Source organism: Streptomyces sp. NPDC018964 (genome assembly GCF_044390325.1).
Lineage (GTDB): Bacteria > Actinomycetota > Actinomycetes > Streptomycetales > Streptomycetaceae > Streptomyces.
In genome coordinates, this window is the sequence record NZ_JBIRYZ010000001.1 from 511,964 (window position 1) to 526,582 (window position 14,619).

Here is a 14,619-nt window from a genome sequence, read left to right on the forward strand (position 1 = left end):
CATGCCGGTGTGGGTGATCACGGGCACGGGCACCGAGGTCGGCAAGACGGTGGTGACGGCCGCCCTCGCCGCGACGGCGCTGGCGGCCGGCCGGTCGGTGGCCGTGCTGAAGGCGGCGCAGACGGGGGTGCGGCCGGACGAGGCCGGGGACGCCGAGGAGGTGGCGCGGCTCGCCGGTGCGGTGACGACGGCCGAACTGGCCCGGTACCCGGATCCGCTGGCGCCGGCCACGGCGGCCCGCCGGGCCGGCCGGGCGCCGGTGCATCCGCACGAGGTCGCGGAGCGGGCCGCCAAGCTGGCCACGGAGCACGATCTGGTGCTGGTGGAGGGCGCGGGCGGGCTGCTCGTACGGTTCGACGCGGCCGGCGGGACGCTGGCGGACGCGGCGGCGCTGCTGTCCGCGCCGGTGCTGGTGGTGGCGTCGGCCGGGCTCGGCACCCTGAACGTCACGGAGCTGACGGCCCGTGAGCTGCGCGGCCGGGGGCTGGACCTGGCGGGTGTGGTGATCGGCAGCTGGCCCGCCGAGCCCGACCTGGCCTCGCGGTGCAACCTGCTGGACCTGCCGGACGTGACCGGTGTCCCGCTGCTGGGCGCCGTACCGGCCGGGGCGGGCGCGCTGGACCCCGCCGGGTTCCGGGCCTCGGCACCGCACTGGCTGGCGCCCCGCCTCGAGGGGACCTGGGACGCGGAGGCGTTCCGGGTGCGCGAGGCGCCCTGACGGCGGGCGGGGGTACGGGGCGCCCGTTCGGGGGAGAATCGGCGTAGGCCCGTCCTGGGGGAGGCCCTCATGCAGCTGCCGTCCGGCCGGTCCACGAAGGTGGAGCGGGACGCCGTGCACCATCCGGTGTTCGCGCGGTGCTACGCCCGGCTCAGCGTCGCCGCCGAGACCCGCGCGGGAATGGCCGAGGTACGGCGCGCACTGCTCGGCGGGCTGTCCGGCCGGGTGATCGAGATCGGCGCGGGCAACGGTCTGAACTTCGCGCACTACCCGGGCACCGTCTCGGAGATCGTCGCCGTCGAACCGGAGCGCGGGCTGCGGGCACTGGCCGTGGAGGCCGCTCTGCGCGCCCAGGTGCCGGTGGACGTGGCACCGGGCGCGGCGGAGGCGCTGCCGGTCAAGAGCGAGGCGTTCGACGCGGCGGTGCTCTCCCTGGTGCTGTGCAGCGTCCGGGACGTGCCGCGGGCGCTCGCGGAGCTGCGGCGGGTGCTGCGGCCGGGCGGCGAGGTGCGGTTCTTCGAGCACGGCCGGGGCGGCGGCCCGGTCATGCGCCTCACCCAGCGGGCGCTGGACCGGACGGTGTGGCCGGCGCTGGCCGGCGGCTGCCATGTGGCACGGGACCCGGTCGGCGCGCTGCGCGAGGCGGGGTTCGAGCTCGGCCCCTACCGGCGGGTGCTGATGCCGGACAGGGGGCCGGCGTTGCCCACCTCGTACTGCGTCATGGGCACCGCGTGGCGGCCGGCGGGCGACGCGGCGGCCGGCGGGAGCTGATCACTCGCACCAGCGGCGCAGCTCGGCCGCGATGTCGTCCACGGTCGCCTCGCCGGTCTTGACGAGCCGGGCCAGATCGCGCACCTGCTCGGGTGAGGTGACGACCTTCAGACCGCTGGCGACGAGATAGGCGTACGCGACGGCGGAGGCGAACAGGGCGTTGGACCGCTCCAGCGCGGGGATGTGGATCAGCAGCTGGAGCAGTGAGGCGGCGCGGGCGTGCGGGCCGTCGTAGACGGGGACGTCGAAGATCTCGGCCTCGTGGCGTGCGACGGCGGCGACGAGGGCGCCCCAGTCGGTGACCTGCGGGTCTCCCGGGGTCTGCCGCTCGGCGAGCATGAGCAGCCACGCGAGGTCGATGCGCAGGTCGTTCAACGGCTCAGTGGCGGCCTTCGCGCGCCCTCGCGGTCCTTGCCGAACTCCTCGGCGAAGACGCTCTCGTACTGCTTCATGAAGTCGGCGGCGGCGTCGACGAAGGCGCGGCCCGCCTCGCCGGTGTCCTGCCGGACCAGTTCCTCGATGTAGCGGTTCACGCTCATCCCGCGCGCCAGGGCGCGTTCCCTTGCCGCGCGGGCGGTGCCCTCGTCCACGCGCACGTTCAGCTGGGTCTTCGCCATGCCTCGAAGCTAGCGCCGGGACGCTAGCGGCGGCAAGTGCCGCGGCACGGCCGGAGAACGTGGAGACGCTCAAAGAGCGTGGAGAGCGGGTCCTCGCACCGGCGTCAGGAGCCGGATCCGGGGTGGAGACGGGCCCGCGGCGCCAAAACGATCGAAGCACTTCGACCCGCTCCGCGGGCGTCGCATACAGACGGGGCGGGGCGGGACGACCGGCGCGGCCGGGGTCCGGATCGTGGAATGCCCTGTCGTGCACGGTCCCGCGTGCTGTGATCACCTCATGACCGAGCTGCGCGTACGGGCCGCGACGCCCGAGGATCTCGACACCGTGCTGGCCTTCTGGAAGGTGGCCGCCGAGGGCACGAGCATCAGTGACGACCGGGACGGCGTGGAGCGGCTGGTCGCCCGCGACCCCGAGGCGCTGATCCTCGCGGAGAGCGGCGGTGAACTGGCCGGCACGGTGATCGCGGGCTTCGACGGCTGGCGGTGCCACCTCTACCGGCTGGCGGTGCGTCCGGACCGTCGCCGCCGGGGCGTCGCCTCCGCGCTGCTGACCGCCGCGGAGGAGCGGTTCGTACGGCTCGGCGGGCGCCGCGCGGACGCGATGGTGCTCGAGAGCAACGGGACCGCCCATCATGCCTGGGGCTCCGCGGGGTACGCGCGGGAGGAACGCTGGCGGCGCTGGGTGAAGCCCCTCACCGGGTGATCCACGGCCCGACAGCACACCTTTGCCGATCCTTTACCCTTGTGGGGCCACTCGGTCCTCCATGAAAGGTTGTGTGCGTCCGCCCATGGGCGAGCCCTCCGGTCCGCGACATCGCGCATCCGTTCCCGTCCTGTCCGACCATGGGACAGAGGTGACCCGATGACCGAAGTGCTCCTCCTTCTGGCGGCGATCCTGCTGTCTCTCGCCTGCGGCGCCTTCGTCGCGGCCGAGTTCTCCCTCACCACGGTCGAACGGGCCGAACTGGAACGGGCCGTCGAGCGCGGCGAGCGAGGGGCCGCGGGCGCCCTCAAGGCCGTACGGAACCTCACCTTCCAGCTTTCCGGCGCGCAGCTCGGCATCACGGTCACCAACCTGGTGGTCGGCATGCTGGCCGAGCCGTCGATCGCCGCGCTGATCGCGGGCCCGCTGGAGGACGTCGGCGTCTCCGCCTCGGTGGCGAGCTCCCTCGCCCTGGTGATCGGCACCGCCCTGTCGACGGTGTTCCTGATGGTGGTCGGCGAGCTGGTGCCCAAGAACTGGGCGATCTCCTCGCCGCTGGCCGTCGCCAGACGGGTGGGCAACGCGCAGCGCTGGTTCAGCGCCGCCTTCCGTCCGTTCATCACCCATCTGAACAACACGGCCAACCGCATCGTGCGCCGCATCGGCGTGGAGCCCGCCGAGGAGCTGGAGTCGGCGCGCGGGCCCCAGGAGCTCGCGGCGCTCGCCCGGCACTCCGCCCGGGAGGGCGCCCTGGAGCCGGACACCGCCGAGCTCTTCGTCCGCACCCTGAACCTCGCCGACCTCACCGCCGAGAACGTGATGACACCGCGCGTCCAGGTCGTCGCGCTGGAGGTGCACGCCACCTGTGAGGACGTGGCCAACGTGACCCGGGCGACCGGGCTGTCCCGGTTCCCCGTCTACCGCGACACCCTCGACGCGGTCGTCGGCACCGCGCACGTCAAGGACGTACTGGCGCTGCCCGCGGAGCGCCGGGCCCAGGTGCCCGTGTCGGAGCTGATGCGCGAACCGCTGCTGGTCCCCGGATCGCTCACCGTCGACCGTCTCCTCGACCGGCTCTCCGGGCGGCGCACCATGGCCGTGGTGATCGACGAGTACGGCGGCACGGCCGGCGTGGCCACGCTGGAGGACATCGTCGAGGAGGTCGTCGGCGAGGTCCGCGACGAGCACGACCCGCACGAGACCCCCGACCTGGCCCGGGCCGGCACCGACGAGAGCGGGCGCTCCCTGTTCTCGGCCGACGGCTTCGCGCGGGTGGACCAGCTCGCCCGGGTCGGTCTGCGCGCGCCGGAGGGGCCGTACGAGACCCTGGCCGGGCTCGTGGCGGCCGAGCTGGGCCGGATACCGGCCGTCGGCGACACCGTCGAGGTCGCCGGCTGGCGTCTGGACGTGGTGGACGCCACCGGCCACCGCGCGGCGCGCGTCCTGCTGCACGCGCCCCTCGACGATCGGGACGCGGACGAACGGCACGCGACGGAACGGCGGACGGCCGGGACCACGGAGGACAGGGGGGCACGGCGATGACCGTCGTACAGCTGCTGATCGGTCTGGCGACGCTGGTCGTCAACGCCTTCTTCGTCGGCGCCGAGTTCGCGCTGATCTCGGTCCGCCGCAGCCAGATCGAGCCGTACGCCGACCAGGGCGACCGGCGCGCGAAGAGCGTGCTGTGGGGTCTGGAGCACGTGTCCGCGCTGATGGCGGCCGCGCAGCTCGGCATCACCCTGTGCACGCTGGTCCTCGGCGTCGTCGCCGAGCCGGCCATCGCGCATCTGCTGGAGCCGGTGTTCCACGCGGTGGGTGTCCCGGAGGGTGCGGGACACGCGGTGTCGTTCGTGATCGCGCTGACGCTCGCGACGTATCTGCACATGCTGCTCGGCGAGATGGTGCCGAAGAACATCGCGCTCGCCGAGCCGGTGCGCAGCGCCCTGATGCTGGGTCCGCCGCTGGTGGCGCTGTCCCGCGCGCTGCGCCCGGTGATCTTCACGGTCAACGCGTTCGCCAACGCGCTGCTGAAGCTGATGCGGGTCGAGACCCGGGACGAGGTCACCGCGTCCTTCTCGGACTCCGAGCTGGCGCAGATCGTGAAGGACTCCGGCGAGGCGGGCCTCATCGACGACCGCGCGCGCGAGCGGCTGCACGACGCGCTGGAGCTGGGCCGGCGGCCGGTGCGGGACGTGGTGATGCCACTGGAGCGCGTCGTCTACGCGAGCGTGGGGGTCACCCCGGAGGGGCTGGAGCGGCTGTCGGCGGAGTTCGGTTTCTCCCGCTTCCCGGTGGTGGACGAGCAGCGGCGGATCGTCGGCTACCTGCACGTGAAGGACGCCCTCGACGCCTCACCGCGGGACCTTCCGTTCCGGCTGGGCGACATGCGGCCCATCGCGCGGGTGCGGGAGAGCACGCCGATGGACGACGTCCTCACCGCCATGCGGGGCAGCCGCACGCATCTGGCGGCCGTCCTCGGGGCCGACGGGCGGCTGGCCGGACTGGTGACCATGGAGGACGTGCTGCAGGAGCTGTTCGGACAGCGGGCCTGAGCCGGGGGAGGGCGACCGACCGGCGGGTATGTGCCGCGGGATACCATCTGTGTCGCCATGCAGACTGATCCCACTCCTCCCTACAGCAGCCTCGTCGCCCTCGGCGACTCCTTCACCGAGGGCATGTCGGACCTCCTCCCCGACGGCACCTACCGGGGCTGGGCCGACCTCCTCGCCGCGCGGATGGCGGCCGTCACGCCCGGTTTCCGGTACGCCAACCTCGCGGTGCGCGGCAAGCTGATCCAGCAGATCGTCGACGAGCAGGTCGAGGCCGCCGCCGCCATGCGGGCCGACGTCGTCACCCTGGTCGGCGGGCTCAACGACACCCTGCGGCCCAAGTGCGACATGGGGAGGGTGCGGGACCTGCTGACGGAGGCCGTGGAGCGGCTGGCGCCGCACTGCGGGCAGCTGGTGCTGATGCGCAGCCCCGGCCGTCAGGGACCGGTCCTGGAGCGCTTCCGCCCGCGCATGGAGGCGCTGTTCGAATGCGTCGACGAGCTCGCCGAAAAGCACGGCGCGCTGGTCGTCGACCTGTACGGGGCGCCGTCGCTCGCCGACCCCCGGCTGTGGGACGTGGACCGGCTGCACCTGACCGCGGACGGGCACCGCAGGGTCGCGGAGGCGGTCTGGCAGACGCTGGGCCACGCACCGGAGGACCCCGAGTGGCACCTGCCCCCGGAGGCGACGCTGCCGCCGCGCTGGATGGCCCGGCGGGTCGCGGACGCCCGGTTCGCCCGGCAGCACCTGCTGCCGTGGATCGGCCGCCGCCTCACCGGCCGCTCCTCCGGCGACGGCCTGCCGCCGAAGCGGCCCGAGCTGCTGCCGTACGAGGGCCGGTAACGCCTCCTTGTACTTTCCTCCAGGCCACCCGGTGGCGCCGACCTGCAGGAATCGCCAGTACACTCCGGACACGTGACTGCTGCGCCCGCCAAGCCCCGTATCCCGAACGTCCTCGCCGGACGCTACGCCTCCGCCGAGCTCGCCACGCTCTGGTCCCCTGAGCAGAAGGTGAGGCTGGAGCGGCAGCTCTGGCTCGCCGTGCTGCGGGCCCAGAAGGACCTCGGGATCGAGGTGCCCGACGCGGCGATCGCCGACTACGAGCGTGTCCTCGACACCGTCGACCTGGCCTCGATCGCCGAGCGCGAGAAGGTCACCCGGCACGACGTGAAGGCGCGGATCGAGGAGTTCAACGACCTCGCCGGGCACGAGCACGTGCACAAGGGGATGACCTCCCGCGACCTCACCGAGAACGTCGAGCAGCTGCAGATCCGGCTCTCGCTGGAGCTGATGCGCGACCGTACGGTGGCCGTGCTGGCACGCCTGGGCAAGCTGGCCGGCGAGTACGGCGAGCTGGTCATGGCCGGCCGCTCGCACAACGTGGCCGCGCAGGCCACCACCCTCGGCAAGCGGTTCGCCACCGCCGCCGACGAGCTGCTCGTCGCGTACGGCCGGGTGGAGGAGCTGCTGGGCCGCTACCCGCTGCGCGGCGTCAAGGGCCCGGTCGGCACCGCGCAGGACATGCTGGACCTGCTCGGCGGCGACGCGGACAGGCTCGCGGAGCTGGAGCGGCGGGTCGCCGGGCACCTGGGCTTCTCGCAGGCGTTCACCAGCGTCGGCCAGGTCTACCCCCGCTCGCTGGACTACGAGGTCGTCACCGCGCTGGTGCAGCTCGCCGCCGCGCCGTCGTCGCTGGCGAAGACGATCCGGCTGATGGCCGGGCACGAGCTGGTGACCGAGGGCTTCAAGCCGGGCCAGGTCGGCTCGTCCGCGATGCCGCACAAGATGAACACCCGCTCCTGCGAGCGCGTCAACGGCCTGATGGTGATCCTGCGCGGCTACGCCTCGATGACCGGCGAGCTGGCCGGCGACCAGTGGAACGAGGGCGACGTGTCCTGCTCGGTGGTGCGCCGGGTCGCGCTGCCGGACGCGTTCTTCGCGCTCGACGGTCTGCTGGAGACGTTCCTGACGGTGCTCGACGAGTTCGGCGCCTTCCCGGCGGTCGTCGCCCGCGAGCTGGACCGCTACCTGCCGTTCCTCGCCACCACCAAGGTGCTGATGGGCGCCGTGCGCGCGGGAGTCGGCCGTGAGGTCGCGCACGAGGCGATCAAGGAGAACGCCGTCTCCACCGCGCTCGCCATGCGGGAGCAGGGGGCCGAGCGCAACGACCTGCTCGACAAGCTCGCCGCCGACGAGCGGCTGCCGCTCGGCCGCGCGGAGCTGGAGGCGCTGATGGCGGACAAGCTGTCCTTCACCGGCGCCGCGGGCGACCAGGTCGCCACCGTGGTCGGCCGCGTCGACGAGCTCGTCAAGCAGCGCCCGGAGGCCGCCGGGTACACCCCCGGGGCGATCCTCTGACGCGCTTCACCCGGGAGGAGCTGGAGGCCGCCCGCGACCGTCTCGTACCGGACGTGGTCGCGGACGGCCTGCGCGTGCTGTTCTGCGGCATCAACCCCGGTCTAATGACGGCCGCGACCGGCCACCACTTCGCCCGCCCCGGCAACCGCTTCTGGCCGGCGCTGCACCGCTCCGGTTTCACGCCCCGGCTGCTGCGGCCGTCCGAGCAGCGGGAGCTGCTGTCGTACGGGCTCGGCATCACCAATGTGGTGGCGCGGGCGACCGCGCGGGCCGACGAGCTGAGCGCCGAGGAGTACCGGGAGGGCGGGCGGCTGCTCGCCCTGAAGGTGGCCCGGCTGCGGCCGCGGTGGCTGGCCGTGGTCGGGGTCACCGCGTACCGCGCGGCGTTCGACGACCGGAAGGCGCGGGTCGGGCCGCAGGAACGGACCATCGGCGACACCCGCGTGTGGGTGCTGCCCAATCCCAGCGGGCTGAACGCGCACTGGACACCGGCGACGCTGGCGGAGGAGTTCGCCCGACTGCGGGAGGCCGCGGCCGGGCGGTGACGGCCGGTGATCGGGGCGGGGGTGTTCGCGCGACCACCGCCGACAGTCGGATCGCCTCGTCCGGGTGCCGGTCGGCGACCGCGACCCGACAGCCGGTGCCCTGCCCCTCCCGCACCCGGACCACGCCGGCGCGGGCAGCGAGCCGGGCCCACGTCCCGGGTGTCTCCTCCCGCCCGGTGCGCGGGTTCCAGGAGCCGGTTTCTCCCCAGCGGGAGGCTGGCACCTCGTACACGGCGTCGTGGTCCTTCTCGAACCGATCCACCGGGACCGCCCGCCGCGCGGGGTCCCCGTCCGGGCCGTCGTCGGTCCCCAGGACGGCGACGTGGTGGCCCGGTCCCCCGAGGCCGACGTCCGACGGGCCGTGCTCCGCGGGGAAGAGGCGGAAGCCCAGCTCGTCGACGAGGGCGGCGTGCAGGGCGATGTCCACCGGTCCGGTGGACCCGTCGGCACGGGCGGGCGGCGGGGCGTCGGCCGGCTTCCGGTCAGGCGTCGCGGCGGCGCAGGCTCCACGCCCCGGCCGCCAGTGCGGCGGCCGTCCACAGCGCGGTGACCGCCAGCCCCGGCCAGGGGCCCAGTGTTCCGTCGTGGGTCTCGTGGAGGACCACCTGTCCGGCCCGGTCGGGCAGGAAGTCGGTGACGGTGCCGGCCGCGTCGCCGATCACGAAGGACACGACGAGGATGAAGGGGATCAGCACGGACAGCGTGGCCACCCCGCTGCGCAGCAGGGTCGTGAGGCCCGCGGCGAACAGGGCCATCAGCGTGAGGTAGACGGCGCAGCCCACGACGCCCCGGATCTGCTCGGCCGGGGTGAGGCCGCTCGCCGCCTCGCCGAGCCCCGCCCGTGCCACGAGGAGAGCGGCCGGCGCGGTCAGCAGGCTCACCACCAGCGTGGGGACGGCGATCGCCATGACCTTCGCGGCGAACCAGCGCCCGCGCCGCGGAACCGCGGCCAGAGAGAGCCGCAGGGCGCCGTCGTGGTACTCCGCCGATACCGCCATGGCGCCGAAGGAGATGGCGGCGATCTGTCCCAGCGTGACACCGGACAGGGCCGTGAACAGCGGGTCGGACTCCGGGCCCGACGCGCCGTCCACCCCGGCGATCGCGGAGAACGCCGTGGTCGCGGCGAACAGCGCGAACAGGGCTCCGGGGAGCGAGCGTACGGTGCGGATCTTCAGCCACTCCGCGTGGAGAACAGGTGCGAACTGCATGGGTCAGGCCTCCTGGGGCTGTGCGGCGAACTCGGTCTCGGCGGCGGTCAGGTCCAGATAGGCCTGTTCCAGCGTGCCTTCGTCCGCCGTGAGTTCGAGGATCGGCACCCCGGCGGCGGAGGCGAGGCCTCCGATGTCCTCCACGCGCGCGTCCGGCACGCTCCAGTGGCCGTCGGGGTGTTCCACGGCGTCGTGACCGTGCCCGGCGAGGACGCTCCTGAGGGCGGTGGGGTCGGAGGTGCGGATGCGGACGGCGGGGCGCACGCGCGCGTCGATGAACTCCCGCATCGGGGTGTCCGCGAGGAGACGGCCCCGCCCGAGGACGACGAGGTGGTCGGCGAAGGAGGCGGTCTCGTTCATCAGGTGGCTGGAGACCAGGACGGTCCGCCCCTCGTCCGCGAGCCGGCGCACCAGGGTGCGGATCCACACGATGCCTTCCGGGTCGAGGCCGTTGGACGGCTCGTCGAGCATGACGGTCTCCGGGTCGCCGAGCAGCGCGGCGGCGATGCCCAGCCGCTGGCGCATGCCCAGGGAGTAGGTCCGCACCCGACGGCGCCCCGCCGGACCCAGGCCGGTCTCCTCCAGCACCTCGTCGACCCGGCGGTCCGGGATCCGGTGGGTCGCCGCCAGGACGCGCAGATGGTCGCGGCCGGTGCGGGAGCCGTGCGCGGCCTGCGCGTCGAGCAGGGTCCCGACGTGGCGCAGGGGGTGCTGGAGGGTGGCGTACGCACGGCCGCCGAGGGTGGCGGAGCCGGACGTGGGGCGGTCGAGGCCGAGCACCAGGCGCATGGTGGTGGACTTGCCGGCGCCGTTGGGGCCGAGGAATCCGGTGACCCGGCCGGGCAGGACGCGGAAGGTGAGGTGGTCGACGGCTCGCCGGGTGCCGTACTCCTTGGTGAGGTCCTGGACGTCGATGCTGGTCATGGCAGCAGCGTGACGCCCCGTACGGGGGTGGGGCCTCCCCCGCCGGTGGAGATCGTCTCCCCCGTGCGGGGGAGGTCCGCTGTCAGTGGCGGCTGGCACGATGACGGAATGGTCCGCTTGCTGCGCCCGTTCGGTCGGGCGGTGACGTACACACGGTTGCTGCACCTGTTCATCGCGATCGTGTGGCCGTCGCTGTGGCTGTTCGTCCAGGAGGCGTGGTGGACCTGGGTCGCGGCGGCCCTGGTGCTCGTGCCCGTCGGGCTGGTGCCCGCGATGCGCACCGTGGAGGGGCTGCAGGCCAGACTGCTGCTGGCCGGTCAGCGGCACGACAGCGAGAGCGCCGGCGTCGTCGTCGCGCCGTCCGCCTCCTGGAGCGACCGGGGCAGGCTCGTCGTGTGGCTCCAGGCGCGGCTGCTGATCGGCTGCGTGACCTCCCTGTTCACCGTGCAACTGCTCATGGCCGCGGTGGACCTGGCGGCGGCGGCGTTCGGCATGGACACGGCCTCCGGCGAGTTGCTCCTGCTCGAGGGCCACGACTGGTGGCACGTCCTCCTGCTGCCCCCGGCCCTGGCGGCCCTGGCGGCGACCATGGTCGGCTCGGGCCGCCTGATCACGGCACTGGCCCACCGCCTGCTCGGCCCCTCCCCCGTCGAGCGGCTGGCCGCCCTGGAGGAACGCACCGAGCAGCTCCTGGAGCGCACCCGTATCGCCCGGGAGCTCCACGACTCCATCGGCCATGCCCTGACCGTGGCCGTCGTGCAGGCGGGCGCCGCCCGCGCGGCCGGTGATCCCGCCTTCACCGACCGGGCCCTGGAGGCCATCGAGGAGACCGGCCGGGCCGCGCTGGAGGACCTGGAGCGGGTCCTCGGCGTCCTGCGCGAATCCGGGCCGCCGGTCGGCGGGCGGCCGGCCCTCACGGACGCCGGCCGGCTGCTGGAGTCCGCGCGGGCTTCCGGCGCGGAGGTCGACGCCGACATGACCGGGCCCCTGGAGACCGTGCCCGGGCCGGTTTCCCGCGAGGGGTACCGCATCCTCCAGGAGGCGCTGACCAATGTGCTGCGGCACGCGGGTGCCGTCCCCGTGCGGGTCCGTGTCGCGGTCGACGACGGTTCGCTCGGCCTGGAGGTCCGCAATCCCTTCACCGGGACGGCGTCCGGGTCCGGCCGGGGCAGCGGCCTGCGCGGCATACGCGAGCGCGCGGCCCTGTTGGGAGGGCAGGCGCACACCGGTCCCGACCGGGGTGACTGGCGGGTGCGGGTGGAACTGCCGTTGCGCTGATCTACGCTGGCCGGATGCCGGTCACCGTTCTGCTCGTCGACGACGAACCCCTCGTACGCGCCGGCCTGCGCGCCGTGCTGGAGGCGCAGCCGGACATCGAGGTGGTCGGGGAGGCGGCCGACGGTGCGGCGGTGATCCCGCTGGTGCGTCGACTGCGGCCGGACGTGGTCGCCATGGACGTGCGCATGCCGCTGCTGGACGGGATCGAGGCCACGCGCGCGCTGCTGCGGTCGGTCGACGCGCCGCCGAAGATCCTCGTCGTGACGACGTTCGAGAACGACGAGTACGTGTACGGGGCGCTGCGCGCGGGCGCCGACGGGTTCCTGCTGAAGCGGGCGCGGCCCGCGGAGATCGTGCACGCGGTCCGGCTGGTCGCCGAGGGCGAGTCGCTGCTGTTCCCCGCCTCGGTGCGGCGGCTCGCGGCCGAGTACGCCGACGGGGACGGCAACCGCGCGGCCCGTGACGTGCTGGAGCGGGCGCGGCTGACCGGGCGCGAGGAGGAGGTGCTGCGGCTGATGGCGCGGGGCCTGACGAACGCGGAGATAGCGGCGCGGCTGGTGGTGGGGACGGAGACGGTGAAGTCCCATGTGAGCGCCGTGCTGGCGAAACTGGGGGCGCGGGACCGGACCCAGGCGGTGATCGCGGCCTACGAGTCGGGCTTCGTGGCGCCGGGCTGAACCTCGTCCCGGGCCGCTCCCGCCCGGAGGTCGCCGGGGTCCGCCGCGCCGAGTACGATCCGCCCAACACGCGCACCAGCAGGGAGGACGGACGGTGGGTCGGCTGACCGGCGGGGACCCCTCGCTGCTGCGGAGGATCAACTCCGCGGTGGTGCTGCACGCGTTTCGGGCGACGGACTGCGCGACGCTGACCGAGGTGAGCCGGGTGACGGGACTGTCCCGGCCGACCGTCGAGGGCGTCGTGGAGGGGCTCATCGAGGCGGGCCTCGTCGTGGAGACGGCGGCCGAGGAGGGCGCCGCGCGGCGGCAGGGGCGGCCGGCGCGGCGGTTCCGGTTCCGGGCGGAGGCCGGGCATCTGCTCGGTCTGGAGATCGGGGCGCACCGGGTGGCGGCGCTGCTGGCCGATCTGGACGGCAAGGTGATCGGCGCACAGGCGCGGGACGTCGACGAGACCGTCGACGCCGACGAGCGGCTGGAGCGGACCGGCACAGCCGTCGCGGAGCTGCTGCGGCGGGCCGGTGTTCCGCGCGGCTCGCTGCGGGCCGTGGGCGTGGGCACACCGGGGATCGTGGAGGCGGACGGCACGGTGCGGCTGGGCACGGCGTTGCCGGGCTGGACGGGCCTCGGCCTCGGCGAGCGGCTGAGCCGGTCCTTCAAGTGTCCGGTGCTGGTGGAGAACGACGCCAACGCGGCTGTCGTCGCCGAGCACTGGAAGGGCGCCGCCAGGAGGACCGACGACGTGGTGTTCGTGCTGGCCGGGCTGAGCCCGGGCGCCGGCTCGCTGATCGGCGGGCGGCTGCACCGGGGGTACGGCGGGGCGGCCGGCGAGATCGGGGCACTGCATCTGCTGGGCCGGGAGGCGACCCCCGAGACCCTGCTGTCCACCACGGACGAGCCGCTGCACCCGCTCGACGAGCAGGCGGTCGCCGAGGTCTTCGCCCAGGCCCGTGGGGGCGACACGCGGGCGCTGGCGGCCATGGACCGGTTCATCCGCCGGCTCGTCCACGACGTGGCGGCGCTGGTGCTGGCCCTCGATCCGGAGCTGGTGGTGATCGGCGGCTGGGCGGCCGGTCTGGACGGCGTCCTGGAGCCGCTGCGGCGCGAACTGGCCCGCTACTGTCTGCGTCCGCCGAAGGTCACGCTGTCCCACCTCGGCGAGGCGGCGGTCGCCACGGGTGCGGTGCGTCTGGCCCTCGACCACGTGGAGGAACAGCTCTTCGCGGTGGAGGGCACAGTGACGGCCCGCCGGTAGCGGGCACGACGGCACCCCGCTGACGCCGGGCTCCGGGACACCCCCCGGCTCAGCTGACCCCGGTGCCTGCTGGGCGGGGGTGGGTTTCGCTGACCGGCGCCTGCCGGGTGCCGCTGCGCCCACCCGTGCCGCCCCAGCGGCACGACTGCCCGCAGCTACGGCGGTGTGGCTGTCCTCAGCCACGGGATGGTTACGGGGAGGTCAGGACGCGTGGCGTTCCGGGCCGTGGTGGATCTCGACGCCACCGGAGTCACCGAAGGTGAGGCGGCAGGTGTCCGCGCGGTACGTGGCCACGGAGAGCGCGGCGGTGCGGCCGCGGGCGATGAAGCGGGTGGTGACGACGAGGACCGGCGCGCCCGGAAGGCGGTCCAGCTCCTTCGCGTCGTCCGCGCGGGCCGAGCCGAGCTCCACCGCGTTCTCCTGCCGCTCCAGCTCCAGGCGCTGCAGTTCCCGCAGCACGGCACGCGCGCGTGCCGTGCCGGACGGCGCGTCGATGCCGGACAGGTCCGGGACCGAGTCCGCCGGGATGTAGAGGAGTTCGGCGGCGACGGGCTGGCCGTGGGAGACGCGGGAGCGCCGCACGACGTGCACGGGCTCGTCGCGGCCGGTCACCAGCGTCTCGGCGACGGCGGCGGGCGGCACCTCGAGCGCGCAGTCCAGGGTCTGCCAGGCGTCGAGCGGCCCGCCCGGCCAGGTCTGCTGGGCCGCGCCGACGGACACGCCCATGCGCGGCGGGGCGACCGTGGTGCCCACACCGCGGCGGCGCTGCAGCCTGCCTTCGAGTTCGAGTTGTTCCAGGGCCTGCCGGAGCGTGGCGCGGGCGACGCCGAAGCGGGCGGCGAGGTCGCGCTCGTTGGGCAGGACCTCGCCCACGGAGAACTCCGAGTCCAGCGCCTCACTGAGCACGGTCCTGAGGTGCCAGTACTTCGGTTCCGGCACCGTTTCCAGCTGCGTGGTCCCCACCCTGTCCTCCACGATCGCCGTGTCCGGCCGCGTTTTAGCGCCCTTGTTTATTAAAG

16 protein-coding genes are annotated in these 14,619 nt (G+C 74.2%); 11 read left to right on the top strand and 5 right to left on the bottom strand.

Annotated features, from left to right (window positions below; all coding sequences use genetic code 11):
• The first annotated feature begins 1 nt into the window (after position 1).
• Both bioD and ACH5AO_RS02270 read left to right on the top strand, forming a co-directional pair.
• Positions 2 to 718, top strand: coding sequence for a dethiobiotin synthase (gene bioD / locus ACH5AO_RS02265; protein ID WP_398920875.1), 717 nt, complete (start codon positions 2 to 4; stop codon positions 716 to 718).
• A 69-nt stretch (positions 719 to 787) separates the two neighbouring features.
• Positions 788 to 1,489: a class I SAM-dependent methyltransferase gene (locus ACH5AO_RS02270; protein WP_398920877.1), complete on the top strand. Its 702-nt coding sequence runs from the start codon at positions 788 to 790 to the stop codon at positions 1,487 to 1,489.
• On the opposite strand, the gene ACH5AO_RS02275 is transcribed toward ACH5AO_RS02270, so the two are convergent.
• Both ACH5AO_RS02275 and ACH5AO_RS02280 read right to left on the bottom strand, forming a co-directional pair.
• Entirely contained in the window at positions 1,490 to 1,864 is a 375-nt protein-coding gene (locus ACH5AO_RS02275) for a fic family toxin-antitoxin system, toxin component (protein WP_217135429.1), read from the bottom strand.
• Entirely contained in the window at positions 1,861 to 2,106 is a 246-nt protein-coding gene (locus tag ACH5AO_RS02280; protein ID WP_398920879.1) for a toxin-antitoxin system HicB family antitoxin, read from the bottom strand. Before ACH5AO_RS02280 ends, ACH5AO_RS02275 begins: the two co-directional genes overlap by 4 nt.
• A gap of 277 nt (positions 2,107 to 2,383) precedes the next feature.
• Between ACH5AO_RS02280 and ACH5AO_RS02285 the strand changes: the two genes are divergently transcribed.
• From ACH5AO_RS02285 to mug, 6 genes are all read left to right on the top strand, one after another.
• Complete coding sequence (locus tag ACH5AO_RS02285; RefSeq protein WP_398920881.1) at positions 2,384 to 2,809, top strand: GNAT family N-acetyltransferase; 426 nt, start codon at positions 2,384 to 2,386, stop codon at positions 2,807 to 2,809.
• Between the two features lie 159 nt (positions 2,810 to 2,968).
• The gene (locus ACH5AO_RS02290) at positions 2,969 to 4,351 is read left to right on the top strand and encodes a hemolysin family protein (protein WP_398920883.1); all 1,383 of its coding nucleotides are present in this window, start codon (positions 2,969 to 2,971) and stop codon (positions 4,349 to 4,351) included.
• The gene (locus ACH5AO_RS02295) at positions 4,348 to 5,361 is read left to right on the top strand and encodes a hemolysin family protein (protein WP_398920885.1); all 1,014 of its coding nucleotides are present in this window, start codon (positions 4,348 to 4,350) and stop codon (positions 5,359 to 5,361) included. The genes ACH5AO_RS02290 and ACH5AO_RS02295 overlap by 4 nt, the downstream gene beginning before the upstream one ends.
• Before the next feature lie 57 nt (positions 5,362 to 5,418).
• Positions 5,419 to 6,201 (top strand): SGNH/GDSL hydrolase family protein, encoded by a 783-nt coding sequence (locus ACH5AO_RS02300; protein WP_398920887.1) that lies wholly within the window; start codon positions 5,419 to 5,421, stop codon positions 6,199 to 6,201.
• Between the two features lie 72 nt (positions 6,202 to 6,273).
• Positions 6,274 to 7,716, top strand: a complete 1,443-nt coding sequence (purB, locus tag ACH5AO_RS02305; RefSeq protein ID WP_398920889.1) for an adenylosuccinate lyase — start codon at positions 6,274 to 6,276, stop codon at positions 7,714 to 7,716.
• Complete coding sequence (gene mug, locus ACH5AO_RS02310; RefSeq protein ID WP_398921085.1) at positions 7,713 to 8,261, top strand: G/U mismatch-specific DNA glycosylase; 549 nt, start codon at positions 7,713 to 7,715, stop codon at positions 8,259 to 8,261. The genes purB and mug overlap by 4 nt, the downstream gene beginning before the upstream one ends.
• A 482-nt stretch (positions 8,262 to 8,743) precedes the next feature.
• Here mug and ACH5AO_RS02315 read toward each other — a convergent pair whose 3' ends face one another.
• Both ACH5AO_RS02315 and ACH5AO_RS02320 read right to left on the bottom strand, forming a co-directional pair.
• Positions 8,744 to 9,469: an ABC transporter permease gene (locus ACH5AO_RS02315; RefSeq protein ID WP_398920891.1), complete on the bottom strand. Its 726-nt coding sequence runs from the start codon at positions 9,467 to 9,469 to the stop codon at positions 8,744 to 8,746.
• Between the two features lie 3 nt (positions 9,470 to 9,472).
• Complete coding sequence (locus tag ACH5AO_RS02320; protein ID WP_398920893.1) at positions 9,473 to 10,393, bottom strand: ABC transporter ATP-binding protein; 921 nt, start codon at positions 10,391 to 10,393, stop codon at positions 9,473 to 9,475.
• Positions 10,394 to 10,501: 108 nt separating this feature from the next.
• Between ACH5AO_RS02320 and ACH5AO_RS02325 the strand changes: the two genes are divergently transcribed.
• The 3 genes from ACH5AO_RS02325 (at position 10,502) to ACH5AO_RS02335 (ending at position 13,600) form a co-directional block, all read left to right on the top strand.
• Entirely contained in the window at positions 10,502 to 11,671 is a 1,170-nt protein-coding gene (locus ACH5AO_RS02325; RefSeq protein ID WP_398920895.1) for a sensor histidine kinase, read from the top strand.
• A gap of 14 nt (positions 11,672 to 11,685) precedes the next feature.
• A complete protein-coding gene (locus ACH5AO_RS02330; RefSeq protein ID WP_217135450.1) occupies positions 11,686 to 12,348 on the top strand; it encodes a response regulator transcription factor in 663 nt (220 codons plus the stop codon).
• 94 nt (positions 12,349 to 12,442) lie between these two features.
• The gene (locus tag ACH5AO_RS02335) at positions 12,443 to 13,600 is read left to right on the top strand and encodes an ROK family protein (protein WP_398920897.1); all 1,158 of its coding nucleotides are present in this window, start codon (positions 12,443 to 12,445) and stop codon (positions 13,598 to 13,600) included.
• A 201-nt stretch (positions 13,601 to 13,801) separates the two neighbouring features.
• Here the strand turns inward: ACH5AO_RS02335 and ACH5AO_RS02340 are convergent, their stop codons facing one another.
• Positions 13,802 to 14,563: a GntR family transcriptional regulator gene (locus tag ACH5AO_RS02340; RefSeq protein WP_398920899.1), complete on the bottom strand. Its 762-nt coding sequence runs from the start codon at positions 14,561 to 14,563 to the stop codon at positions 13,802 to 13,804.
• Between the last annotated feature and the right edge of the window lie 56 nt (positions 14,564 to 14,619).

Excerpts from the sequence above, each read along its gene's own strand:
- bioD (WP_398920875.1), top strand. The coding sequence starts at position 2 with ATGCCGGTGTGGGTGATCACGGGCACGGGCACCGAGGTCGGCAAGACG.
- ACH5AO_RS02270 (WP_398920877.1), top strand. The coding sequence starts at position 788 with ATGCAGCTGCCGTCCGGCCGGTCCACGAAGGTGGAGCGGGACGCCGTG.
- ACH5AO_RS02280 (WP_398920879.1), bottom strand. The coding sequence starts at position 2,106 with ATGGCGAAGACCCAGCTGAACGTGCGCGTGGACGAGGGCACCGCCCGC.
- ACH5AO_RS02285 (WP_398920881.1), top strand. The coding sequence starts at position 2,384 with ATGACCGAGCTGCGCGTACGGGCCGCGACGCCCGAGGATCTCGACACC.
- ACH5AO_RS02290 (WP_398920883.1), top strand. The coding sequence starts at position 2,969 with ATGACCGAAGTGCTCCTCCTTCTGGCGGCGATCCTGCTGTCTCTCGCC.
- ACH5AO_RS02295 (WP_398920885.1), top strand. The coding sequence starts at position 4,348 with ATGACCGTCGTACAGCTGCTGATCGGTCTGGCGACGCTGGTCGTCAAC.
- ACH5AO_RS02300 (WP_398920887.1), top strand. The coding sequence starts at position 5,419 with ATGCAGACTGATCCCACTCCTCCCTACAGCAGCCTCGTCGCCCTCGGC.
- ACH5AO_RS02315 (WP_398920891.1), bottom strand. The coding sequence starts at position 9,469 with ATGCAGTTCGCACCTGTTCTCCACGCGGAGTGGCTGAAGATCCGCACC.
- ACH5AO_RS02320 (WP_398920893.1), bottom strand. The coding sequence starts at position 10,393 with ATGACCAGCATCGACGTCCAGGACCTCACCAAGGAGTACGGCACCCGG.
- ACH5AO_RS02325 (WP_398920895.1), top strand. The coding sequence starts at position 10,502 with ATGGTCCGCTTGCTGCGCCCGTTCGGTCGGGCGGTGACGTACACACGG.
- ACH5AO_RS02330 (WP_217135450.1), top strand. The coding sequence starts at position 11,686 with ATGCCGGTCACCGTTCTGCTCGTCGACGACGAACCCCTCGTACGCGCC.